Source organism: Pseudomonas sp. CJQ_9 (genome assembly GCF_043106615.1).
In the GTDB taxonomy this organism is placed as follows: domain Bacteria; phylum Pseudomonadota; class Gammaproteobacteria; order Pseudomonadales; family Pseudomonadaceae; genus Aquipseudomonas; species Aquipseudomonas juntendi.
This window is the reverse complement of the sequence record NZ_JBICMS010000043.1, coordinates 25,343-49,169: the sequence shown is the minus strand read 5'-3', so window position 1 is coordinate 49,169 and position 23,827 is coordinate 25,343. Positions and strand designations below refer to the sequence as shown.

The window sequence follows — 23,827 nt, the reverse complement described above, 5'->3', positions numbered from 1 at the left end:
CTGGCATTACCGGACGGGCGGCGTTTTTCATGGGCAACGCAATGCTTACTTCTGCTTCACGCCTTCGACACTGATATCCAGGTCCAGGGTTTGCGAAGCTGGGCCTGGGCCCTTGATGCCGAAGTCGTTCAGGTTCAGCGTGGTGGTCGCGTTGAAGCCTGCACGCTCCCCGCCCCATGGGTCTTTGCCTTCACCGTTGAAGGTAGCCTTGAAGGTGACCGGCTTGGTCACGCCGTGCAGGGTCAGGTCGCCAGTCACGTCAGCGGTCTTGTCGCCAGTCGACTTCACGCTGGTGGAAACGAACTTGGCGTCCGGGTATTTTTTCACGTCCAGGAAGTCAGCGCTGGCAATGTGCTTGTCACGCTCGGCGTGGTTCGACCACAGGCTGGCGGTTTTCAGGTCGACGCTGATCTTGCTGGCTTCAGGCTTGGCGCTGTCCCAAGTGAAGTTGCCGTCGAAGTCCTTGAACGTACCGTGGATGAAGCTGTAGCCCAGGTGGCTGATTTTCCAGTCAACGAACGCGTGCTGGCCTTCCTTGTCGATCTTGTACTCAGCAGCCATGGCCTGGCCAGCAGAGAGCAGAGCGGTACCCAGCGCCAGAGCGGCAAAAGTCTTTTTCAACATCCTGTTCCTTCCTATGCAATTGAGGTTGAGGGTCAAGCTTTGCGGCCCAGCATGCGGGTCAGGGTCGCGTCACGGTCGATGAAATGGTGCTTGAGAGCAGCCAGGCCATGCAGCACGGCAAAAATCACCAGGCCCCAAGCCAGCCACAGGTGGATCACCCCTGCCACGTCTGCCTGGTCCGGCAGGTCACTGATCAACGCCGGCACGTCGAACAGGCCGAATACCGGGATGCCAACGCCGTCGGCAGTGGAAATCAGGTAGCCGGCGCCCATCACGGCAAACAACCCGAGATACAGCGCCAGATGGCCCAGTTTGGCCGCCAGGCGGGTGAAGCTGCCATGGTTGGCCGGTGCCGGCGGTGGCGGGCTGATGAAACGCCAGAGTACACGCAGCAGCATTACCGCCAGCAGCACCAGGCCGATGCTCTTGTGCAGGTCGGGGCCGGCTTTGCGCCACGGGCTATAGTAGTCGAGGCCGACCATCCACAGGCCCAGGCCGAACAGGCCGAAGACTGCCAGTGCCACGCCCCAGTGCAGGATGATGCTGACCATGCCGTAGCGGGAAGGTGAATTGCGCAGTTGCATGTTGACGTGTTTCCCCGTGAAAGCTGTGCACAGACTAACGCGTAACGTATCGAATAAAAGCGGAAAAAATTGCTTCGGATTATCGATATATCCGATAGAAATTCTGAACGCTTCCCATTAAGGAAACATTAACGCCAAACGGCTGTGAATGGGGTAGCCAGGGCCGGCCTTTACCAGGGCGCCCTCTCCCGCCAAGGACCATAGGGTCCGTTGCAGGAGCGGGATTACCCACCAAGAGGCCGGCACTGCGACCGATCAACCCGCCTTGGCCTGCGGGTTGGCGACCGGTTTCTTGGCCGGCTCCGACTTGGCGTTGGCCTTTTTGCGCTCGGCAGGCTTGGTCGCTGACTTGTGCGCCGGCTTGTGCACTGGCGCGTGCTTGACAGGGGCGGCCTTGGCCGCAGCAGGCTTGGCTGGCGCCGCCTTCACCGCCGGTGCAGGTGCTGGTGCTGCCTGGGGCGCTGGCGCAGGGGCAACGACCGGCGCCGCTTCGTCAGCCTTGGCTACCGGCTGGGTCTTGGCCTCTGGCGCGTCAGCGCCACCGAACAGGCGCTTGAAGAAGCCTGGCTTGTCTTGCTTGGCCTCATCGCTTGCCTTGGACTCAGCCTTGGCAGGTGCCTGCTCAGCCTTGCCCGCCTTGTCGGACGAGCCACCGAACAGGTTGGAGAAGAACCCGCCCTTGCTCGCGGCGGCTGCCCCGGCACCGGCGGCGGCTGCCGCCACCGGCGCGGCCTTGGCCGGGTCGAACGACTTGCCGGCCAGCAGGTCCTGGGCCTGGCTGGCGGCACGCTGGCCGCTGCGCAGGGCGCCTTCCAGGGTGCCAGGGTACAAGGCATCGGTGTGCTCACCGGCAAAGGTGATGCGCTGCACCGGGCGCTCCCACAGGCGCCAGAACTTGCTGATCTGCCCCGGCCCGTAGGCCAGGTAGGCACCGCCGGTACCGGCATCGACGCTATACCGCTTCACCTCGTAACCGGTGAACGCACCGCGTGCCTGCGGGTAGAAGGCATGCAGTCGGATCAACACCTGGTCGACCATCTGCTTGTCGCCGAAGGCCTGCAGCAGGCGGGCGTTGTCCCCGGACAGGTTGATCACCACGTTCGCCCCGCCCTTCAACGCCGGCTCGATCCACAGCATGCCGAGACCGGCGTTGCTGAACACCTCGCCCGACATGCGCGCCCGGCTTTCCCAGACCGGCTTTTTGAACTTGAGCATCAGCTGGTCACGCCAGCCATAGTTAGTGCCCTTGAGCGCCGCCAGGTGCTGGCTGTCCAGCCCCGGGGTGATCTGGATCTTGGCCAGGGCGCGCAATGGCACGGCCATGACCAGGTAATCGGCCTGGTAACCGACACTGCCGACCTTGACGGTGACGCTGTCCTTGTCCTGAACGATGGCGGTGACCGGCGAGCTGGTCTTGATGGTCTTCAACTGCTTGACGAAGGCCTGGGCCAGCACCGGGCTGCCGCCAGGCAGGCGCGCGGCCCGCAGGTCACGGTCACTGACGTTGCGGTAAACACGGTTCTGCTGGGCGAAGTACAGCAGCGACAGGCGCGACGGTTCGTCGTAACGGGTGCGGATTTGCTGGTTGATCAGTTGCCGGGCGGTGGCCGGCAGTTGCAGCTTGTCCAGCCAGCTGGCGACGTTGATCTGGTCAAGGGCAAACAACGTGCTTGTGGCCTGTGGATTGAGCGGGTCGTCGATCGAGCGGGCCAGGTCATCGAGGGTTTTCTCGTAACGCTTGAGCGCCTCGGCGGTGGCCGGCTGCTTGGTGGCCAGGTCGGTTGCGCTGAAGTACTCACCGTCGATCAGGTAACCCGGGGTGCGCACGAACTCTGGCGCTGGCAGGGTTGTGAGCTTGAAGCGCTCAAGGTACTGGTTCAGCACAGGTTGCGCCTTGGCGTTGCCGATCCACTCGCTGGTGGCCAGGCCAGAGCGCCCGCCCATGCTGGCCTTGGCCTCCAGCAGGGTCACCTGCCAGCCTTTGTTCTGCAGCTCATAGGCAGCCGTAAGGCCCGCCAGGCCACCGCCGACGACGATCGCCGTGGGTGTCTTGTCCTTCGCCAGCGCAGCGCCGCTGGACACACCAATCAATACCAACGCGCACAGGCGCACCCAAGCAGCAGCCATGTCGGCGAACTCCGAGTCAGAAGTTACAGGAACGAGGAGGGGCAGAAATGCCCCGAGCGAGATGCGTTAAGAATACGTCAGCTGTGCCGGCCCTGCCAGCGCAGTGATATCAAGTGCCCTTGGCAACTGACATTTTTACCTACCGCCGCCCGGCGGTTGTCCTACCCTGCGGCATTGCTTAGGCTTACGCGGTCGAACCACGCCGCAAAGCCAGGAGAAGTGCCGATGGGCCTCAATGATCAGTGGATGCAACGTGACCTCAAGGTCCTGTGGCACCCCTGCACCCAGATGAAAGACCATGAGCAGCTGCCGCTGATCCCGATCAGGCGCGGTGAAGGCGTATGGCTCGAAGACTTCGAAGGCAAGCGTTACCTGGACGCGGTGAGCAGCTGGTGGGTCAATGTGTTCGGCCATGCCAACCCGCGCATCAACCAGCGCATCAAGGACCAGGTCGACCAGCTGGAACATGTGATCCTGGCCGGCTTCAGCCATCAGCCGGTGATCGAGCTGTCCGAGCGCCTGGTGGCCATGACCCCGGCCGGGCTTGACCGGGTGTTCTACGCTGACAACGGCTCTTCGTGCATCGAAGTCGCGTTGAAGATGAGCTTCCACTACTGGCAGAACGTCGGCAAGCCAGGCAAGAAACGCTTCGTCACCCTGACCAACAGCTACCACGGCGAAACCATCGCCGCGATGTCGGTCGGCGATGTGCCGCTGTTCACCGAGACGTACCAGGCGCTGCTGCTCGATACCCTCAAGGTGCCGAGCCCGGACTGCTACCTGCGCCCCGAGGGCATGGGCTGGGAAGAGCATTCGCGCAACATGTTCGCCAGCATGGAACAGACCCTGGCCGAGCACCACGAGACCATTTCGGCGGTGATCGTGGAGCCGCTGATCCAAGGCGCCGGCGGCATGCGCATGTACCACCCGGTGTACCTCAAGCTGTTGCGCGAGGCCTGCGACCGCTACGACGTGCACCTGATTCACGATGAAATCGCGGTGGGCTTCGGCCGAACCGGCACGATGTTCGCCTGCGAGCAGGCCGGCATCCGCCCAGACTTCCTGTGCCTGTCCAAGGCCCTTACCGGGGGCTACCTGCCGCTGGCTGCTTGCCTGACGACCGACAAGGTGTACCAGGCCTTCTATGACGATTACCCGACCCTGCGGGCGTTCCTGCACTCGCACAGCTACACCGGCAACCCGCTGGCCTGCGCAGCGGCGCTGGCGACCCTGGACATCTTTGCCGAGGACAACGTGATCGAAGCCAACAAGGCCCTGGCCGCACGCATGGCCAGCGCCACCGCGCACCTGGCCGACCACGCCCACGTGGCCGAAATCCGCCAGACTGGCATGGCGCTGGCCATCGAGATGGTCCAGGACAAAGCGGGTAAGGTCGCCTACCCCTGGCAACAGCGGCGGGGCCTGAAGGTGTTCGAACACGCCTTGAGCCGCGGCGCGCTGTTACGCCCGTTGGGCAGCGTGGTGTATTTCCTGCCGCCGTACGTGATCACCCCCGAGCAGATCGACTTTCTTGCCGAGGTCGCCAGCGAAGGCATCGACATTGCCACCCGCGAGCGCATCAGCGTGGCGGTGCCGGCCAACTTCCACCCCGACTTCCGCGACCCGGGCTGATCGTGCAGCCCTTTCGCCACACAAGGCCGCTCCTACCCAGGGCGCGTTTCCCTTTGCCAACGAGCACTACATGAGACTGTCCCGCTTTTTCATCGATGCCCCCCTGAGCCTTGGCGAGCATGACCTGCCCGAGGCCCAGGCCCACTATATTGGCCGCGTCTTGCGCATGGCCCCCGGCGACGCCGTGCAGCTGTTTGATGGCAGCGGCCAGGAATACCGTGGCCATTTGCGCGAAGTGGGCAAGAAAACCGTACGCGTCAGCCTCGATCAGGCCTTCGCCGGCCAGGCCGATTCGCCCCTGCACATCCACCTTGGCCAAGGCCTGTCCCGCGGCGAGCGGATGGACTGGGCGATCCAGAAAGCCACCGAACTGGGCGCCAACGCCATCACGCCTATCATCAGCGAGCGCTGCGAAGTGCGCCTCAAAGACGAGCGCGCCGACAAGCGCCTGGCGCACTGGCGCCAGGTGGCAATCAGCGCCTGCGAGCAATGCGGCCGCTCCACCTTGCCGGCCATCAACCCACCCACCACCCTGGCCGAATGGCTGAGCAGCACCCAGGCTGAGCTGAAGCTGGTGCTGCACCCGGTGGCCGAGCCGCTCACAAGCCATGCCAGGCCCGCCACCCTGGCCTTCTTGATCGGCCCTGAAGGCGGCCTTGGCGACGCTGAAGTCGAACAGGCGCAACGCGCAGGCTTCCAGGCCGCACGGCTTGGCCCGCGCGTGCTGCGGACCGAAACCGCACCGGTAGTGGCGCTGTCGGTGGCGCAGCAGTTGTGGGGCGACTTTTAACTAACGCACGTAGAACGACACCGCCACGAAGTGCAAAAGGCTGCCGGCGATCACGAACAGGTGCCAGATACCGTGCGCGTGGCGCAGGCGGCTGTCGAGGGCAAAGAAGATGATGCCCACGGTATAGAACACTCCGCCGGCGGCAAGCCAGGCAAAGCCAGCGGTGCCCAGTGCCTGCAGCAAGGGGTTGACCGCCACCAGTACGATCCAGCCCATCACCGCGTAGATGATGATCGACAGGATCCGCGCTTCGGAACGCGGCTTGATTTCCTGCAACATGCCGATCGCTGCCAGCCCCCAGACCACGCCAAACAGGCTCCAGCCCCACGGGCCATGCAGGCTGACCAGGCAAAACGGCGTATAGCTGCCGGCAATCAGCAGGTAGATCGACAAGTGATCGAGCTTGCGCATGATCACCTTCGCCCGGCCGCGCGTGCTGTGGTAAAGGGTGGAGATGCTGTACAGCAACAGCAAGGTGCTGCCGTAGATGGAGAAACTGACGATCTTCCACGGGTCACCTTGCATACCCGCAACCACGATCAGCCAGATGGCACCGATGCTGGCCAGGATGGCACCGACCAGGTGCGTCCAGGCATTGAAGCGTTCACCGTAATACATGCAAACACAGACCTCTCTAGGAGCGGCTAGTTTCAAGCGGCAAGTTGCAAGCCGATCGCGGTGAAACGAACACCGCCCTCAAGCTCGCAACCTCAAGTTTGAAACTTCAAGCGCTGCTATTGCAATTGCGCGTCACGCACCAGCCTTTCCAGCGCAACCAGGTCCGGCACCCGCGCCACTTGCTCGCCCACCTGCACCGCGGCCAACTCCAGCCGCCCCAGCGCCACGTCCACATAGTTGAGCTGGCTGTCGAGCTTGCAAGAACGCGGAATGTCCTGCAGCAGCAATGCCAGGTAGCGCAGGCCGGTATCGCCCAAGGCATTGAGCACCACCACCCGCGCCCGCTCCCCGCACGGCGTTTCGCCACCGCAGGCAGCCTCGAAACCGATCAGCGGCAGGCGCTGCTGGCGCCAGTCGATCCAGCCCAGGTGCCAGGGCGGGTCGCCGCGCTGGCACAACAGGTTGCGTTGCCCGCTCAACTCGGCCACCGCCACGTTCGGCAGCACCAGGGTCCGGTCACCCAAGGGCAGCAACAACCCGGTCAGGCTGCTGCGCTGGCCGGCAATCAGTTCAAGCATGGGTCTGGCTCCACTGGGCAATACTTTGCAACAGCAACGACTCCTGGTATGGCTTGCCCAGGTATTCGTTCACGCCAATCGCCATGGCCCGGTCGCGGTGCTTCTGCCCGGTACGCGAGGTGATCATGATGATCGGCAGGTCTTTGAGCCGCTCATCACGGCGGATACGCGTAGCGACTTCGAAGCCGTCCATGCGCGGCATCTCGATGTCCAGCAGCAGCACATCGGGGCGGTGCTCCTGCAGCAATGCCATGGCATCGACACCGTCCTTGGCCGTGAGCACGCTCATGCCGTGGCGTTCCAGCAGGCGGCTGGTGACCTTGCGCACCGTAACCGAGTCGTCCACCACCATCACCAGCAAGGCGCGGCGCGGTACCGGGCCGGGCAACTGGCGCGGGTTGCCGCCCCCGGGCAAGCGCGCCAGCCTGCGCTGCTGGCCACGCAGCTGGCCCAGCAAGTCGAGGATCAACACGACCCGCCCATCGCCCAGCAATGTTGCCCCGCAAAGCCCGGCAACGGCGGCAAATTGCGGCCCCAGGCTTTTCACCACGATCTCCCGGCTGGGTGACAAGGCATCGGCCTGGATCGCGAACGACTGCTCCTTGGAATGCACCAGCAGCACCGGCAGCGGCACACTTTGCCCCAGCAAGCTCGGGCGCGGCATGCCTTGCAGCAACTCGCCCAGGTAGCGCAACTCGTATTCGTGGCCGGCATACACATAGCGTGGCGTGTCCAGCTGGTAGCACGCGGCTAGCTCGGCCGGCGGCACGCGGACGATGCCCTCGATGGTATTGAGCGGGATGGCGTACTGTTCCTCGCCCAGGTGCACCATCAAGGCGCGGTTGATCGACACCGTGAACGGCAGGCGGATCAGGAACCGCGCGCCTTTGCCCTGGGCCGACTCGATGCTCATCGAACCGCCCAGCTGCTTGACCTCCTCGTGCACCACGTCCATACCCAGGCCGCGCCCGGAGATCTGGGTAATCTTCTCGGCGGTGGAAAAGCCAGGGCGCAGGATGAACTGCAGGATCTCGTGGTCGCTCAAGTGCGCCTGCGGGTCCAGCAAGCCGCGTTTGATCGCCTTGCGCCGTACAGCCTCAAGTGGCACGCCGGCACCATCGTCGGTCATTTCGATGACGATATCGGCGCCTTCGTGCAGCAAGTTCAGGTGGATGGTACCCAGCTCCGGCTTGCCCGCTGCCAAGCGCATTTCGCGGCTTTCCAGGCCATGGTCCACGGCGTTGCGCAGCATGTGCTCCAGCGGCGCCACCATGCGTTCGAGCACGCTGCGGTCCAGTTCGCCCTCAGCGTTGCCGACCACCAGCTCGACCTGCTTGCCCAGCTCGCTGGCCACCTGTCGCACCACCCGCTGCAAACGCGGTACCAGGCGTTCGAAAGGCACCATCAGGGTGGCGGTCAGGCCCTCCTGCAACTGGCTGTTCACCCGCGCCTGTTGCTGCAGCAGGCTGTGCGCCTCCTGGGCGCGCTGGGCCAGGGTTTCTTTCAGGTCGAGCAGGTCCGAGGCAGACTCGAACAGTGCCCGCGACAGCTGCTGCAACTGCGAATGGCGGTCCAGCTCCAGCGGGTCGAAATCGTCGTAGGCATCGCCCTCGAACGGCTGGCGGCTGGAGATCCGCCCCTGAGTCTCGATATCCAGGCGCAGCAACTGGTCGCGCATGCGCTCCAGGGTGGTTTCCATTTCGTTGAGGGCAAACTGCGCATCGTTGACCTGCTGCTCGATGCGCCCACGGATGATCGAGTGCTCACCTGCCAGGTTACCCAGGTCGTCGAGCAGTTCGGCATCGACCTTGACCATGTCGCCTGCGGCGCGCTCGGGTGCCGCTGCCGGCACTTCGGCAGCGCTGGCATCTTGCGGCCCCTGGCCTGCGGCACTGTCGGTCAGTGCCGCGCTGCTGAAATTGCGTATGTAGTCGATCAGCGCCGTGGCCGCGTGCAGCGGCTGCCCCAGGCGCACGGCGTCGAGCATATGGGCCAGGCGATCGTGGCAGTTCTGCAGCAAGGCGAACAACGGCGCGCTGGGTGGCAGGCGGCCGGCGGCCAGCAGTTCGTAGAGAAATTCAAGCTCATGGGCAAGGTCGCCGATCGGGGTGATTTCGACCATGCGCGCCACGCCCTTGAGGGTGTGCAGGTCGCGCATCAGGTTGTCCACCTCGACGCTGCTGCGCGGGTCGGCTTGCCAGCGGGCCAGGGCTGCAGCGGCGCTTTCGACGATGTCCGAGCTTTCTTCGAGGAATACCTCCAACAACTCCTCGCCAGGGCTTTCGGCCTCCTCGACCTGGGGCTCGGCCACTTCCGGCGGCATTGACGGGCGTGGCAAGCCCAGGCCCAAGGCGTCGGTCAGGTCCATGTCCGGGTGCAGCGGGGTGACCGCGTCGATACCCACCAGGCCGGTGGCATCCGGGGCCAGCGCCTGGTCCAGCAGCGCACGCAGGCGCTCGACCAGTTCCGGGCGCGGCGCTACATCCTGGCCGGCCGCCACTTCATCGAGCATGTCCATCAGGGCTTCATGGGCGCCCTGGGCAAGGGCGAAGAAACCTGCATCGGCAGCCAGGCTGCCCTCTTCCACGGCACCATAGAGGTCGAGCAGGGCCTCGCACAAGTCATCCATTGGGCGAAGGTCGGCCAGGTGCGCGGCATGGCCCAGCGTGGTCATTTCATCCAGCAGGGTGTCCAGCGCATCGCGTTGGCCGGGCTGCTGCTGCCAGCGCGACAGCAATGACTCGGCGTTGAGCAGGGTATCCGTCGCTTGCGCGAGGAAATTGGCCACCCACTGCGGGTCATGCCTGCCGCGCCGCTGCTGCCGAGGGTCGGCATGCAGGCTGGCCAGCCGCTCGTCCACTGCCTGGCCAACCCGCTCGATCAGTTCCGGGGCCCCGGCAATGGCGGCCAGTGGGGTGCTGTCCAGTTGTGCCAGGCCCAGCTGGAACAACGCGCGGGCAGCCTCAAGCCACTCGACTTCAGCCATCTGCAGCGGTAACTGGTGGCCTTTGTATTCGCGTACCAGGCGGTCGAAGGCCGTGGCCAGTTCGGCAAGCGGCATCACCCCGGCCATGGCGGCGCTGCCCTTGAGCGTGTGCAAGGCACGTTGCAGGTCATCGCTGAACGGCGTGTCATGGCCGCCTGCACCCTGCAGGAAGGCGTCGAGACTGGCCAGGTGGCCTTGCGCTTCGCTGCGGAAGATGTCCAGCAACTGCGGGTCGAGGCCATCGAGGTCGGCGACCGCGGGTGGGTCGTTTTCAGCCAGGCCATGCAGATGCCCAGCCAGTTGTTCGATGTCGCTCAGCTGCGGTAACTGGCCTGCGGCAAAGTCGGCCAGCAGGTCTGGCAACTGCACGAAGGCCTGCTGCAGCGCCACCACGCCCTGGGCGCTGAGCGCACTGCGGCCTTCGATTACCCGGTTCAGCAAGTGTTCGGCGCCCCAGGCCAGTTCAGCCACAGCTTCGGCATGGACCATGCGCCCACTGCCTTTTAGCGTGTGCAAGGCGCGCCGAACATCGCCCAACGCTGCCGTCTGCTGGTTATCGGCACGCCAGCGCAGCCAGTGGCGCTCGATTTCTGGTAGCAGCTCACCGGCCTCTTCGAGGAACACTTCGCGCAGCTCATCATCGATGCCATCGCTGCTGTAGTCGGCGCCCTCAGTGGCGGTGGGTTGCGTACACTGCACCCCAAGCGCAGCCAAGCTGGCCCGTGCGATGTCGATGAAGGGCTGGCCATCGGCCAGCGGATCGGCTACGCGCCATTGCAGATAACACTCGGCCGCGCTCAGGGCCTGCGCCAGGTGAGCCAGCTCATCGGCCGGCGGCTCCACTTCCAGGTGTTGCAGCCAACCCTGCACATAATCGGCACACCCCCCAAACAGCTCGGCCACCGCGGGCAGCATCAACATGGCCAGTGCCCCGCGAACCTGCTGCAACAACCCCGGCAGGGGTTGCAGGCGCTGCCGCGGCCAGCCGGACTCCAGGCAATCGCCAATCAGGTCCTTGGCCTGCTGCAGCACATTCAGCGACTCATTCAGCACCAACTGGCGAATCTCGGCCAGGTCCGAGCCAGCCAGGCCGCCCTGGCCGTTTTCTTCCAACGGGCCGACCATGCCGTTGAGGGTAGCCTCCACGTACAGCAGCGCACCTGCCACATCCATCAGCACCGCATCGTCCACGGCGCGCGCACCCTCGGCCAGCGCCTGCAAGGCCAGCACCTGGTCGATGATCACCCGCCGTGGCTGCTGAAAGCCCAGCACGGCGAGGGTATCGGCGACATGCCGCAGGGGCGCCAGCAAAGCGTCAAGCTGTTCACGGTGCAGGCGGTCGCCCCGCACGAACTGGTCGAGCCGCTCCTTGATGCGCATCAGGTCGTCGCACAGCGCGGTCACTACCGAGCGCAAGGCATCCTTGCCCGGCCCGGCCTGCAGCTGATCACGCCAATTGCCCAGCGACAGATCGAGGTTGGCCAGGTCATCGGCACCGGCGAAGCGGTGCGCCGTGCCGCTGATCAGGCTGGCCTGGGCCAGCGGCTCGACACCCCGGCAGGCGCGCAATTGGTTGAGCAACGGCAGCATGACCAATGGCAGGTCATGGCGCGCGCCACGCAAGCGCTCAAGGTACGCCGGTAATTGCTCAAGGCCGCGGAACAATGCGCCCAGGCAATCCCCGCGCGGGCTGACCTGGCCATCGGCCAAGGCCTTGGCGAACAGCTCCAGCTCTTCGGCCAGGCGTGTTGCGCCGCGCAATTCGAGCATGCGAAGGCAACCATGCACCTGGTGCAGGTTGTCGACCACGAAGGCCAGCATCGACAGCTCGCCCGGCTCGCCGGCAAAGCGCTCCAGCGCCTGGCGGGCCTGGCCCAGGCAATCGAGGATGGCGGCCTTGGTCCAGGCCAGCGCTACGGTATCGTGGCGCTCGGGGCTTAGTGTTGCTACAGCCATGGGCACTCCTCAGCGCGGCATATCAGTACGGCTCATCGCAAGGCCGGTTCACTTGGGCTCGGCAGGTGGTGGCAAGGTGAAGCCAGACACCGAACGGCGCATCTCGCTGGCCATGCGCGCCAAATGGCGAATACTGTCGGCGGTCGCACCAGAACCGGCGGAAGTCTGCGCAGTGATCTGCTGGATCACCGCCATGGTGTGGGAAATCTGCCCAGCCGAAGAGGTCTGCAACTGAGCGGCGTCGGAAATGCTGTGGATAAGGTCGGCAAGGTTCTGCGACACCCCTTCGATCTCGGCCAGCGCCACCCCGGCATCCTGGGCCAGGCGGGCACCGCGCACCACCTCGGCGGTGGTTTGCTCCATGGATATGACGGCTTCGTTGGTGTCGGCCTGGATGGTGCGCACCAACGCCTCGATCTGGCGGGTGGCCGACGACGAGCGCTCGGCCAGGCGCTGCACTTCGTCGGCGACCACGGCAAAGCCGCGCCCGGCTTCGCCCGCCAGCGAGGCCTGGATCGCCGCATTCAGGGCAAGGATATTGGTCTGGTCGGCGATATCGTCGATCAGGCTGACGATATCGCCGATTTCCTGGGACGACTCGCCCAGCCGCTTGATGCGCTTGGCGGTGTCCTGGATCTGCTCGCGAATGTTGTCCATGCCGTTGATGGTGTTGTGCACCACCTCGTTGCCCTTGTTGGCGATGGCCACCGACCGCTCGGCAACTTTGGCAGATTCATAGGCATGTGCGGAAACCCGGTCGATCGACTCGACCATGTCGCCCACCGCCTCGGACGCCTCGCTGATCTGCTCGGCCTGCTGCTCGGAGGCCTTGGCCAGCTGCCGCGCGGTGTTCTGCGTATCCTGCACAGCGGCGGCAACCTGCACCGCACTGTGGTTGATGGTAGCGACCAGGTCACGCAGCTGGTCGACCGAATAGTTGATCGAGTCGGCAATGGCGCCGGTGAAGTCTTCGGTGACCGAAACCGTCACCGTCAGGTCGCCATCGGCCAGCTCTTCGATTTCATCGAGCAGGCGCATGATTGCCTGTTGGTTGCGTTCGTTTTTTTCTGCCGTCTCACGCAGCTGGCGGTTGGTGGTACGCACCATCACCAGGCCGATGAGGATGATCGAAGCCAGGGCCAGCAGGCCCAGGGCGTAGCCACCCACGGTATCGAGGGTGCGCCCGCCGGCCAGGTTTTCAAAACCGTTGGCCAGGTGCGAGGCCTCGTCGAGCAAGGTTTGCGACAGGCTGAAGATATTGCCCGCCGCCTCGCGCACCCGGAACAGCTCTGGGGAGGTTTCAAGAATTTCGTCCACCGAACCGGCAACGAACTGGAACAGCTCGGCAATTTCGGCCAGCCGGGCACGGGCGTCGGCATCTGCAACACGGGTCACCTGGATGCCCGCATCGCCGTTGAGCATCCCTTCGAGCACCTGGCCGAAGCGCCCGGCATCACGCCCGAAGGCATCGGCCGCCTGGGCTGCCGCGTCATCACCGGCCAGCACCGTGTTGACCGAGCCGAGGATCCGCTCGGCCAGCAACAACTGGCGCTGGGCCACCGCCACCTGGTTGGCCGGGGCGCCGCTCTGCAGCAGGATCTCGACGACCTTTTCGTACTCCACCTGCAGTTGCGGCACGGTTTCGGCCAGGGTCGCCGCCACCTGGTGCAGCGACAGCACCGTCTGTTCACTGGCCAGGATGGTATCGGTGTTCTTGCGCAGGTTTTCCCAGTCACGCCGCACCGCTTCCATTTCATCACGCACGGTGTGCGGCGCCGGCGGCAAGCCGGTGGCCTTGTCACCGTGGCGCAGGTAGCCCCAGCGCCGCTCGAAATCGTTGCGCGCATCCGACAGCAACTTGAACGCCAACGCCTTGCCTGCAGCCGCTTCGGTGGCGTTCTTGGCGATGCGTTGTGACAGCACGCGCAACTCGCCGGCATGGCCGATGTACTGCTTGTCGTAATTGGACTGGGTGTTCAGGTAGGCGAAATTGGCGAACAGCAGGATGATCGACAGGATCAGGATCAGGAACAGCACGGTGATCTGCGCGATGCTGCGGGTACGTGGGGTCACGGTGGTGGCCGTGACGGGGGCGGCGGGTGTGTTCACGTTCGCAGGTCCTATAACGCCACATCGAGAAAACCCGGCGCCTGGGCCAGGGCGAAGGGGCTGAAGATCGCCCAATTGCGTTCACGCGGGAAGTGCCCCTGCACAAAGCGCGCAGCAGCCCGAATCAGCGGCTGTGGCGGGGACAGTTGCAGGCTGTCGAGGGTAAAGTGCTGCAAACCGAGCACTTCGTCCACCAGCAGGCCGACGAACAGGTCGTCGTGGTCCACCACCAGCACCCGGCGCTGCTTGCCCGGGGCGGCGTGGCCCAGGCCAAAGAAGCTGCTCAGGTCCATTACCGGCAACAACCGGCCACGCAGGTTGGCCACGCCGCAGACCCAAGGCTGCACCCCCGGCACCCGGCTGCTACGCGGCTCGCGCAGCACCTCGGCCACCTCGCCCATGGGCGCGACGAACCATTGCCCGGCGATGCGAAAGCCAATGCCACTCCACTCTTGCGGGCGGTTGTCTTGCGGCGGCTGGTCGGCGACCAGCAAACGGCAGCGCCGGTCGATGTCCAGCAACAACTCGAAGGCGGTCAGTGACGCGCCCTGCGGGCGGGTGGTCAAGCCCCCAGCACTTCTTTGAGCTTGGCGATCAGCGCGGCTTCATCCACCGGTTTGGTGAGGAAGTCGCGGGCGCCCTGGCGGGTGGCCCAGATGCGGTCGGTCTCCTGGTCCTTGGTGGTGACCACGATCACCGGAATGGCACTGGTTTCCGGGTCTTTGCTGAGCTGGCGGGTGGCCTGGAAGCCGTTCATGCCCGGCATGACGATGTCCATCAGCACGGCGTCCGGCTTTTCCTGCCGGGCCAGGGCCACGCCGTCGGCACCGTTGCTGGCCTTGAGCACCTGGTAGCCTTGCTTTTCCAGCCATTCGGTCAAGCGGTACATCTCTGTCGGCGAGTCGTCGACAATCAGAACTCGGGCCATGCTGTTACCCCATCAGGAAAGTAGAACCGTGCCATGGCGGGGCGCGGTCAGGGTGCTTGTGGTTCAGGTGCCGCAAACCCGGGCACATGGGCACGGATTGCGTCGAGCAGTGCTTCCTTGCTGAACGGCTTGGTCAGAAACTGATCAGAGCCGACTACCCGGCCGCGGGCCTTGTCGAACAGCCCGTCGCGCGACGACAACAGGATCACCGGGGTGTCCTTGAAGGCGCTGTTGTGCTTGATGATGGCGCAGGTCTGGTAGCCGTCCAGGCGCGGCATCAACACGTCGACGAAGATGATGCCAGGCTGGTGGTCGACGATCTTGGCCAGGGCATCGAAGCCATCGCTGGCGGTGATGACCTCGCAGCCTGCTTCACCGAGCAACATCTGCGCGGTGCGGCGGATCGTGCGCGAATCGTCGATCACCATCACCTTCAGGGGTTGTTCCATAGACGCCTACCAATGGGAATTTAGCTGCAAGTTGCAAGCAGCAAGTTACAAGAAAAAGCCAATCGGCGCGTGACCGCTTTTCTCTTGAGGCTTGTAGCTAAAGGCTTGCAGCTGCATTTTTAGCACACTCCGGGTGGCCGTTCCATCTGCGCCGCCCCTTGACCGGCGGCGTTCGCAGCGCCACCCTGAGCCACTTTTCTTTCGAGCCATCGCGGCCACGCGCCGCCAAGAGGAACCACCCCATGAGCGTTCGCCTCGGCATTGTCATGGACCCCATCGCGTCCATCTCCTACAAAAAGGACAGTTCGCTGGCCATGCTGCTGGCCGCCCAGGCACGCGGCTGGAGCCTGTTCTACATGGAACAGCACGACCTGTATCAGGGCGAAGGCAAGGCCCGTGCGCGCATGCGCCCGCTGAAAGTGTTCGCCGACCCGGCCCGCTGGTTCGAGCTGGGTGAGGAACAGGACAGCACCCTGGCCGAGCTGGATGTGATCCTGATGCGCAAGGACCCGCCGTTCGACATGGAGTTCGTCTACAGCACCTACCTGCTGGAGCAAGCCGAGAACGATGGCGTGCTGGTGGTCAACCGCCCGCAAAGCCTGCGTGACTGCAACGAAAAGCTGTTTGCCACGCTGTTCCCGCAGTGCACGCCACCCACGCTGGTCAGCCGCCGCCCGGACATCATCCGCGAGTTCGCGGCCAAGCATGGCGATGTAATCCTCAAGCCACTGGATGGCATGGGCGGCACGTCGATCTTCCGCCACCGGGTGGGCGACCCGAACCTGTCGGTGATCCTCGAAACCCTGACCGCGCTGGGTGCCCAGCAGATCATGGCGCAAGCCTACCTGCCGGCGATCAAGGACGGCGACAAGCGCATCCTGATGATCGACGGCGAGCCGGTCGACTACTGCCTGGCGCGCATTCCGGCCAGCGGCGAAACCCGTGGCAACCTGGCTGCCGGTGGCCGCGGCGAGGCGCGCCCGCTGAGCGACCGGGACCGCTGGATTGCCGCCCAGGTGGGGCCAACCCTGCGCGAGAAAGGCCTGTTGTTCGTGGGCCTCGACGTGATCGGCGATTACCTCACCGAGATAAACGTCACCAGCCCGACCTGCATTCGCGAAATCGACAACGCCTACAACACCGATATCGGCGGCAAGCTGATGGATGCCATTGATCGCCAGTTGCAGGCGCGCTGACCGCCGACGCACGGCATTTACCCGGAGTGGGGTATGATGCGGGTCCTATTTGCCTGGCCTGCTGCCCCGCCCTGCGGTTGCTGGATACCCGATGACGCTGCCCGCTGACATCCCTTCCGACCTGCTGCCCCCACGCGTTCGCCCTGTGGACCGGCTCGGTTTCACGCTGTTCCTGGCTGTGCTGGTGCACCTGGCGCTGATCCTCGGCGTCGGTTTCACCGTGGTCAAGCCTGCCGAAATCCGCCATACCATGGACATTACCCTGGCCACCTTCAAAAGCGAAAAACCGCCGGAGAAAGCTGATTTCCAGGCCCAGGACAACCAGCAAGGCAGCGGCACCCTGGACAAGAAGGCCGTGCCCAAGACCACCGAGCTGGCGCCGTTCCAGGACAGCAAGATCAACAAGATCACCCCCCCACCGACAGCCAAACCGGAAGTAGTGCCGCCACCAACCCCGCAGAAGTCGGCGGTGGTGACCAACGCACCCAAGGCGCACAAGGTCGAGCCCAAGCCCAAGCCCAGCAAGGCCCAACCCAAGCCCGCCGCGCCCGCCCCGGACTTCGACAGCTCGCAGCTGTCCAGCCAGATCGCCAGCCTGGAGGCAGAGCTGTCCAACGAACAGCAACTGTACGCCAAGCGCCCGCGCATCCACCGCCTGAACGCTGCCTCGACCATGCGCGACAAGGGCGCCTGGTACAAGGAAGAGTGGCGCAAGAAAGTCGAGCGGGTGGGCAACCTCAACTACCCCGACGAGGCGCGCCGGCAGCAGATCTACGGCAACCTGCGCATGATGGTCTCGATCAACCGCGACGGCTCGCTGTACGAAGTGCTGGTACTGGAGTCGTCCGGGCAGCCGGTGCTGGACCAGGCAGCGCAGCGTATCGTGCGGCTGGCGGCGCCGTTCGCACCGTTTACCGGGGACCTGGCCGAGTTCGACCGCCTGGAGATCATCCGCACCTGGCGCTTTGCCCGTGGGGACCGTTTGTCCAGTAACTGAACCAGGGCCGCTGCGCGCCCCTGTGGGCGCCGGCTTGTCGGCGATGGGCTGCGCAGCAGCCCTCAAATCAGGCATACCGAGAACCTTGTCAGCCTCGCCACCTGGCGCCACACTACTACCCCATGAAAAACCTCACGCCGAGCTACCTCAAGCATCAGTTCCTGATCGCCATGCCGCACATGGCCGATCCGAACTTCGCCCAGACCCTCACGTACATTGTCGAGCACAACGCCCATGGCGCCATGGGCCTGGTAGTGAATCGGCCGCAGGAACTGAGCCTGGCCGATATTCTCGAGCAATTGCGCCCGGACGAAACGCCGCCGGACAGCACCTTGCAGGTGCCGATCTACCAGGGCGGCCCGGTGCAGACCGACCGTGGCTTTGTGCTGCACAGCAGCGAGTGCAGTTTCCAGGCGAGCGTGGCGCTGGAAGGGCTGACGCTGAGCACGTCGCAGGACATCCTGCTGGCCATTGCCGCCGGGGTCGGCCCCAAGCAAAGCCTGATCACGCTCGGCTATGCCGGCTGGGAGGCCGGCCAGCTGGAAGCGGAGCTGGCCGACAATGCCTGGCTCAACTGCCCGTTCGACCCGCAAATCATTTTTGAAATGGCCAGTGACCTGCGCCTGGAGGCCGCCGCCGCCAGCCTGGGCATCAACCTGCACCTGCTGACCAGCCAGGCGGGCCACGCCTGATGGCCGAACTACGCCTGCTGCTGGGTTTCGACTATGGCAGCAAACAGATCGGTGTGGCCGTCGGCCAGGTCATCACCGGCCAGGCCCGTGAGCTGTGCACGCTGAAGGCGCAGAACGGCGTGCCGGACTGGGCCCAGGTGGAAAAGCTGATTGCCGAATGGAAGCCGGACGCCATCGTCGTCGGCCTGCCATTGAACATGGACGGCACGCCCAGCGAAATGAGCGCCCGCGCCGAAAAATTTGCCCGCCGCCTCAATGGCCGCTTCAACCTGCCCGTGCACACCCACGACGAGCGCCTGACCACCTTCGAGGCCAAAGGCGAGCGCATGGCCCGTGGCGGCCAGCGCGGCAGCTACCGCGACAACCCGGTCGATGCCATCGCCGCGGCCCTGTTGCTGCAAGGCTGGCTGGAGGCCAATACCTGATCATCTTTGCCGCCGGCCACGCCCGGCGCACCCTTCCGAGGAGCCCGCAATGAGCCTACCCAACCCCGCCGAGCTGGTCCGGCAGATGGCTGTCGACCTTCGCGCCCACCTGGCCCGCCGCAGCATCAGCGAGCCGCGTTACATCGGTATTCGTACAGGTGGTGTCTGGGTTGCCCAGGCCCTGCAGGAGGCCATGGGCGACAAGAGTGCCATGGGTACCCTGGACGTCTCGTTCTACCGCGATGACTTCAGCCAGAATGGCCTGCACCCGCAGGTACGCCCGTCCGAGCTGCCGTTCGAAGTCGAAGGTCAGCACCTGGTGTTGGTGGATGACGTGCTGATGAGCGGCCGCACCATCCGCGCGGCGCTCAACGAACTGTTCGACTATGGCCGCCCGGCCAGCGTCACCCTGGTCTGCCTGGTGGACCTGGATGCCGGCGAACTGCCAATCCGCCCGAATGTGGTCGGCGCCACCCTGTCGCTGGCCCCCTATGAACGGGTAAAATTGACCGGACCCGCACCGCTCGCCCTCGAGCGCCAGGACCTCGCCCCCGCTTCCGCCCTTTAAGAGTCCCCCGCGATGACGCCAATCGACGCCAAGCGCCCGCTGCAGCTCAATGACCAGGGCCAGCTGCGCCACTTCCTCTCGCTTGACGGTTTGCCCCGCGAACTGCTGACCGAGATCCTCGACACCGCCGACTCCTTCCTGGAAGTCGGTGCACGGGCCGTTAAAAAAGTCCCTTTGCTGCGCGGCAAGACCGTGTGCAACGTGTTCTTCGAGAACTCGACCCGTACCCGCACCACCTTCGAGCTGGCAGCCCAGCGCCTGTCTGCCGACGTGATCAGCCTCAATGTGTCGACGTCCTCGACCAGCAAGGGCGAGACCTTGTTCGACACCCTGCGCAACCTCGAAGCCATGGCCGCCGACATGTTCGTCGTGCGCCACTCCGACTCGGGCGCGGCGCATTTCATCGCCGAGCACGTGTGCCCGCACGTTGCCGTGATCAACGGTGGTGACGGCCGCCATGCGCACCCGACCCAAGGCATGCTCGACATGCTGACCATCCGTCGCCACAAAGGCAGCTTCGAGAACCTGTCGGTAGCGATCGTCGGCGATATCCTGCACTCGCGGGTTGCCCGCTCCGACATGCTGGCGCTCAAGGCCCTGGGTTGCCCGGACATTCGCGTGATCGGGCCGAAAACCCTGATCCCGATCGGTATCGAGCAGTACGGCGTGAAGGTCTACAGCGACCTCGCCGAGGGCCTGAAGGATGTCGACGTGGTGATCATGCTGCGCCTGCAGCGTGAACGCATGGCCGGTGGCCTGCTGCCCAGCGAAGGCGAGTTCTACCGCCTGTTCGGCCTGACCACGGCCCGTCTGGCCGGGGCCAAGCCGGATGCCATCGTCATGCACCCAGGCCCGATCAACCGGGGCGTGGAGATTGAGTCGGCGGTGGCCGACGGCAAGCATTCGGTGATCCTCAACCAGGTCACCTACGGCATCGCCGTACGCATGGCAGTGCTGTCCATGGCCATGAGCGGGCAAAACGCGCAACGTCAATTCGACCAGGAGAACGCCCAGTGACCATCAGTATTCTTGGCGCCCGGGTCATCGACCCCAACAGCGGCCTGGACCAGGTGACCGACCTGCACCTGGACGGTGGCCGCATTGCTGCCATCGGCGCCGCCCCGGCCGGGTTCAGCGCCAGCCGCACGATCCAGGCGCAAGGCCTGGTTGCCGCGCCTGGCCTGGTCGACCTTGGCGTGGCCCTGCGCGAACCGGGCTTTAGCCGCAAAGGCAACATCGCCAGCGAAACCCGCGCAGCCGTGGCCGGTGGCGTGACCAGCCTGTGCTGCCCACCGCAAACCAAGCCGGTGCTGGACACCTCGGCCGTGGCCGAGCTGATTCTCGACCGTGCCCGCGAAGCGGCCAACAGCAAGGTCTACCCGATCGGCGCCCTGACCAAGGGCCTGGAAGGCGAGCAGCTGGCGGAGCTGGTGGCCCTGCGTGACACCGGCTGCGTGGCTTTCGGCAACGGCCTGAAGGAAATCCCCAACAACCGTACCCTGGCCCGCGCCCTGGAGTATGCCGCCACCTTCGACCTGACCGTGGTGTTCCATTCCCAGGACCGCGACCTGGCCCAGGGCGGCCTGGCCCACGAAGGCGCCATGGCCAGTTTCCTTGGCTTGCCGGGCATTCCGGAAAGTGCCGAAACCGTGGCCTTGGCGCGCAACCTGCTGCTGGTCGAGCAGAGCGGCGTGCGCGCGCACTTCAGCCAGATTACCAGCGCCCGTGGCGCGCGGCTGATCGCCCAGGCCCAGGCACTTGGCCTGCCGGTAACCGCTGACGTGGCGCTGTACCAGCTGATTCTCACCGACGAGTCGCTGCGCGAGTTCTCCAGCCTGTACCACGTGCAGCCACCGCTGCGTACTGCTGCTGACCGTGAGGGCCTTCGTCAAGCGGTGAAGTCTGGCGTAATCCAGGCGATTTCCAGCCACCACCAGCCGCACGAACGCGATGCCAAGCTGGCCCCGTTCGGTGCTACCGAGCCGGGTATCAGCAGCGTCGAGCTGCTGCTGCCGCTGGCCATGACCCTGGTGCAGGACGGCCTGCTCGACCTGCCCACCTTGCTCGCCCGCCTGAGCAGCGGCCCGGCTGCTGCCCTGCGCCTGCCTGCGGGTGAGCTGAAGGCAGGCGGCGCGGCCGACCTGGTGCTGTTCGACCCGCAAGCCTCGACCGTTGCCGGCGAGCAATGGCTGTCGCGGGGTGAGAACTGCCCGTTCATCGGCCACTGCCTGCCGGGTGCGGTGCGCTATACCTTGGTCGATGGGCACGTTTGCCACGAGGCCTGAGTAACCCTTTTCGCGGGCACGCCCGCTCCCACAGGATCACCACCATCTCGAAGCATGTGGTAACCCTGTGGGAGCGGGCATGCCCGCGAATGCCCTCACACGGCGCCCCCGGCCTGGCGCGACCATTCATCCCCCACGGTTGAAATCCTTCCCCCCACCCCCATATGAGTCTGCATCAGGCACTTTCGCCCCGCTGCGTGGAGACTCTCCCCTTGACCACCATCGTTTCTGTCCGCCGTAACGGCAAAGTCGTCATGGGCGGCGACGGCCAGGTATCCCTCGGCAACACGGTAATGAAAGGCAACGCCAAGAAAGTGCGCCGCCTGTACCACGGCCAGGTCATCGCCGGCTTCGCCGGTGCCACCGCCGACGCTTTCACCCTGTTCGAGCGCTTTGAAGGGCAGCTGGAGAAACACCAGGGCCACCTGATCCGTGCCGCCGTCGAGCTGGCCAAGGAATGGCGTACCGACCGTTCCCTGAGCCGCCTGGAGGCCATGCTGGCCGTGGCCAACAAGGACGCCTCGCTGATCATCACCGGCAACGGCGACGTGGTCGAACCCGAAGATGGCCTGATCGCCATGGGTTCCGGTGGTGCCTACGCCCAGGCTGCCGCCCGCGCACTGCTGAACAAGACCGACCTCTCGGCCCGTGAAATCGCCGAAACCGCCCTGAACATCGCCGGCGACATCTGCGTGTTCACCAACCATAACCTGACCATCGAGGAGCAGGACCTGGCCGACTGACTCAGCTGTTCTGGCGCCCCATCCCGGTGATGGGGCTTTTCCACGCTGACTCATCTGCCCAAGGACCCAATTGATCATGTCCATGACCCCCCGCGAGATCGTCCACGAACTCAACCGCCACATCATCGGCCAGGACGACGCCAAGCGCGCCGTGGCCATTGCCCTGCGCAACCGCTGGCGGCGGATGCAGCTGCCGGCTGAGCTGCGCGCCGAAGTGACGCCGAAGAACATCCTGATGATCGGCCCGACCGGTGTCGGCAAGACCGAAATCGCCCGCCGCCTGGCCAAGCTGGCCAACGCCCCGTTCCTCAAGGTCGAAGCCACCAAGTTCACCGAGGTCGGCTACGTCGGCCGTGATGTCGAGTCGATCATCCGCGACCTGGCCGATGCCGCACTGAAGATGCTGCGCGAGCAGGAGATCATCCGCGTGCGCCACCGCGCCGAAGACGCCGCCGAAGACCGTATCCTCGATGCCCTGCTGCCGCAGGCGCGGGTGACCAACTTCAATGAGGAAGCTGCGCAGACCAGTAGCGACTCCAACACCCGCCAGCTGTTCCGCAAGCGCCTGCGCGAAGGCCAGCTGGATGACAAGGAAATCGAGATCGAAGTCGCCGATGCCGTAGGTGTCGAAATTGCCGCGCCGCCTGGCATGGAAGAAATGACCAACCAGCTGCAAAGCCTGTTCGCCAATATGGGCAAGGGCAAGCGCAAGGCGCGCAAGCTGAAGGTCAAAGAAGCGCTGAAGATGGTCCGCGATGAAGAAGCGGGCCGCCTGGTCAACGAGGAAGAGCTCAAGGCCAAGGCCCTGGAAGCGGTCGAGCAGCACGGTATCGTGTTCATCGACGAAATCGACAAGGTTGCCAAGCGCGGCAATGTGGGCGGTGCCGATGTGTCCCGTGAAGGCGTGCAGCGCGACCTGCTGCCGCTGATCGAAGGCTGCACCGTCAACACCAAGCTGGGTATGGTCAAGACCGACCACATCCTGTTCATTGCCTCGGGCGCGTTCCACCTGAGCAAGCCCAGCGACCTGGTACCCGAACTGCAAGGCCGCCTGCCGATCCGTGTAGAGCTCAAGGCACTGACCCCGGAAGACTTCGAGCGTATTTTGCGCGAGCCGCACGCTTCGCTGACCGAGCAGTACCAGGCGCTGCTGAAAACCGAAGGCCTGAACATCGAGTTCGTCGCCGACGGCATCAAGCGCCTGGCCGAAATTGCCTATCAGGTCAACGAGAAAACCGAGAACATCGGTGCCCGTCGCCTGCATACCCTGCTGGAGCGCCTGCTTGAAGAGGTGTCGTTCAGTGCCGGTGACCTGGCCAGCGCCCATGACGAAACGCCGATCCAGATCGACGCGGCTTATGTGAACAGCCACCTGGGTGAGCTGGCGCAGAACGAAGACCTGTCGCGTTACATCCTGTAAGCGGAAAGCTGCAAGCGACGAGCTGTTCTACGTCGCTTGCAGCACCGCAAAACAGGGCCGTTACATGTCTTGGGCATCACCTCTTGCAGCTTGAGGCTCGAAGCTTGAAGCTTGAGTCTT

21 protein-coding genes are annotated in these 23,827 nt (G+C 64.7%); 11 read left to right on the top strand and 10 right to left on the bottom strand.

All coding sequences use genetic code 11. The features are described 5' to 3' along the window. Window positions 1-45 precede the first annotated feature (45 nt). The 3 genes from ACF8SD_RS07885 to ACF8SD_RS07875 form a co-directional block, all read right to left on the bottom strand. Complete coding sequence (locus ACF8SD_RS07885; RefSeq protein ID WP_173891333.1) at window positions 46-624, bottom strand: YceI family protein; 579 nt, start codon at window positions 622-624, stop codon at window positions 46-48. A 32-nt stretch (window positions 625-656) separates the two neighbouring features. Beyond that, entirely contained in the window at window positions 657-1,208 is a 552-nt protein-coding gene (locus ACF8SD_RS07880) for a cytochrome b (protein WP_173891334.1), read from the bottom strand. A gap of 255 nt (window positions 1,209-1,463) precedes the next feature. Further along, window positions 1,464-3,335 carry a flavin monoamine oxidase family protein gene (locus tag ACF8SD_RS07875; RefSeq protein WP_392484161.1) on the bottom strand — a complete coding sequence of 624 codons (1,872 nt, stop codon included), beginning with the start codon at window positions 3,333-3,335 and terminating at the stop codon, window positions 1,464-1,466. A 225-nt stretch (window positions 3,336-3,560) separates the two neighbouring features. On the opposite strand from ACF8SD_RS07875, the gene ACF8SD_RS07870 reads away from it, so the two are divergent. Next, window positions 3,561-4,967 carry an adenosylmethionine--8-amino-7-oxononanoate transaminase gene (locus tag ACF8SD_RS07870; RefSeq protein WP_173891336.1) on the top strand — a complete coding sequence of 469 codons (1,407 nt, stop codon included), beginning with the start codon at window positions 3,561-3,563 and terminating at the stop codon, window positions 4,965-4,967. 70 nt (window positions 4,968-5,037) lie between these two features. Further along, window positions 5,038-5,757 carry a 16S rRNA (uracil(1498)-N(3))-methyltransferase gene (locus tag ACF8SD_RS07865; RefSeq protein ID WP_173891337.1) on the top strand — a complete coding sequence of 240 codons (720 nt, stop codon included), beginning with the start codon at window positions 5,038-5,040 and terminating at the stop codon, window positions 5,755-5,757. On the opposite strand, the gene ACF8SD_RS07860 is transcribed toward ACF8SD_RS07865, so the two are convergent. The 7 genes from ACF8SD_RS07860 to ACF8SD_RS07830 all read right to left on the bottom strand — a co-directional run bounded on the left by ACF8SD_RS07860 (window position 5,758) and on the right by ACF8SD_RS07830 (window position 15,381). After that, window positions 5,758-6,375, bottom strand: coding sequence for a hemolysin III family protein (locus ACF8SD_RS07860; protein WP_173891338.1), 618 nt, complete (start codon window positions 6,373-6,375; stop codon window positions 5,758-5,760). It lies immediately after the preceding gene. A gap of 116 nt (window positions 6,376-6,491) precedes the next feature. After that, window positions 6,492-6,953: a chemotaxis protein CheW gene (locus tag ACF8SD_RS07855; protein ID WP_054904974.1), complete on the bottom strand. Its 462-nt coding sequence runs from the start codon at window positions 6,951-6,953 to the stop codon at window positions 6,492-6,494. After that, window positions 6,946-11,895: an Hpt domain-containing protein gene (locus ACF8SD_RS07850; protein ID WP_392484160.1), complete on the bottom strand. Its 4,950-nt coding sequence runs from the start codon at window positions 11,893-11,895 to the stop codon at window positions 6,946-6,948. Before ACF8SD_RS07850 ends, ACF8SD_RS07855 begins: the two co-directional genes overlap by 8 nt. Before the next feature lie 48 nt (window positions 11,896-11,943). After that, complete coding sequence (locus ACF8SD_RS07845; RefSeq protein ID WP_392484164.1) at window positions 11,944-13,968, bottom strand: methyl-accepting chemotaxis protein; 2,025 nt, start codon at window positions 13,966-13,968, stop codon at window positions 11,944-11,946. 47 nt (window positions 13,969-14,015) lie between these two features. Beyond that, window positions 14,016-14,570: a chemotaxis protein CheW gene (locus ACF8SD_RS07840; RefSeq protein ID WP_392484159.1), complete on the bottom strand. Its 555-nt coding sequence runs from the start codon at window positions 14,568-14,570 to the stop codon at window positions 14,016-14,018. After that, window positions 14,567-14,932 carry a twitching motility response regulator PilH gene (pilH, locus tag ACF8SD_RS07835; protein WP_392484158.1) on the bottom strand — a complete coding sequence of 122 codons (366 nt, stop codon included), beginning with the start codon at window positions 14,930-14,932 and terminating at the stop codon, window positions 14,567-14,569. Before pilH ends, ACF8SD_RS07840 begins: the two co-directional genes overlap by 4 nt. 47 nt (window positions 14,933-14,979) lie before the next feature. Next, window positions 14,980-15,381, bottom strand: a complete 402-nt coding sequence (locus ACF8SD_RS07830) for a PleD family two-component system response regulator (RefSeq protein ID WP_392484157.1) — start codon at window positions 15,379-15,381, stop codon at window positions 14,980-14,982. A 242-nt stretch (window positions 15,382-15,623) separates the two neighbouring features. Between ACF8SD_RS07830 and gshB the strand changes: the two genes are divergently transcribed. From gshB to hslU, 9 genes are all read left to right on the top strand, one after another. Next, complete coding sequence (gshB, locus tag ACF8SD_RS07825) at window positions 15,624-16,577, top strand: glutathione synthase (RefSeq protein WP_173891343.1); 954 nt, start codon at window positions 15,624-15,626, stop codon at window positions 16,575-16,577. 91 nt (window positions 16,578-16,668) lie between these two features. Next, the gene (locus tag ACF8SD_RS07820; RefSeq protein ID WP_173891344.1) at window positions 16,669-17,574 is read left to right on the top strand and encodes an energy transducer TonB; all 906 of its coding nucleotides are present in this window, start codon (window positions 16,669-16,671) and stop codon (window positions 17,572-17,574) included. Window positions 17,575-17,696: 122 nt separating this feature from the next. Further along, window positions 17,697-18,266: a YqgE/AlgH family protein gene (locus tag ACF8SD_RS07815; RefSeq protein WP_173891345.1), complete on the top strand. Its 570-nt coding sequence runs from the start codon at window positions 17,697-17,699 to the stop codon at window positions 18,264-18,266. After that, window positions 18,266-18,691, top strand: coding sequence for a Holliday junction resolvase RuvX (gene ruvX, locus ACF8SD_RS07810; protein WP_003249316.1), 426 nt, complete (start codon window positions 18,266-18,268; stop codon window positions 18,689-18,691). Before ACF8SD_RS07815 ends, ruvX begins: the two co-directional genes overlap by 1 nt. Window positions 18,692-18,740: 49 nt before the next feature. Further along, window positions 18,741-19,259 (top strand): bifunctional pyr operon transcriptional regulator/uracil phosphoribosyltransferase PyrR, encoded by a 519-nt coding sequence (pyrR, locus tag ACF8SD_RS07805; protein WP_392484156.1) that lies wholly within the window; start codon window positions 18,741-18,743, stop codon window positions 19,257-19,259. 12 nt (window positions 19,260-19,271) lie between these two features. Beyond that, window positions 19,272-20,276 (top strand): aspartate carbamoyltransferase catalytic subunit, encoded by a 1,005-nt coding sequence (locus ACF8SD_RS07800; protein WP_173891347.1) that lies wholly within the window; start codon window positions 19,272-19,274, stop codon window positions 20,274-20,276. Next, window positions 20,273-21,544 carry a dihydroorotase gene (locus ACF8SD_RS07795; protein WP_392484155.1) on the top strand — a complete coding sequence of 424 codons (1,272 nt, stop codon included), beginning with the start codon at window positions 20,273-20,275 and terminating at the stop codon, window positions 21,542-21,544. Before ACF8SD_RS07800 ends, ACF8SD_RS07795 begins: the two co-directional genes overlap by 4 nt. 212 nt (window positions 21,545-21,756) lie before the next feature. Next, window positions 21,757-22,287: an ATP-dependent protease subunit HslV gene (gene hslV / locus ACF8SD_RS07790; protein WP_009682353.1), complete on the top strand. Its 531-nt coding sequence runs from the start codon at window positions 21,757-21,759 to the stop codon at window positions 22,285-22,287. A gap of 76 nt (window positions 22,288-22,363) precedes the next feature. Further along, window positions 22,364-23,707, top strand: a complete 1,344-nt coding sequence (gene hslU / locus ACF8SD_RS07785) for an ATP-dependent protease ATPase subunit HslU (RefSeq protein ID WP_173891349.1) — start codon at window positions 22,364-22,366, stop codon at window positions 23,705-23,707. Window positions 23,708-23,827: the final 120 nt, after the last annotated feature.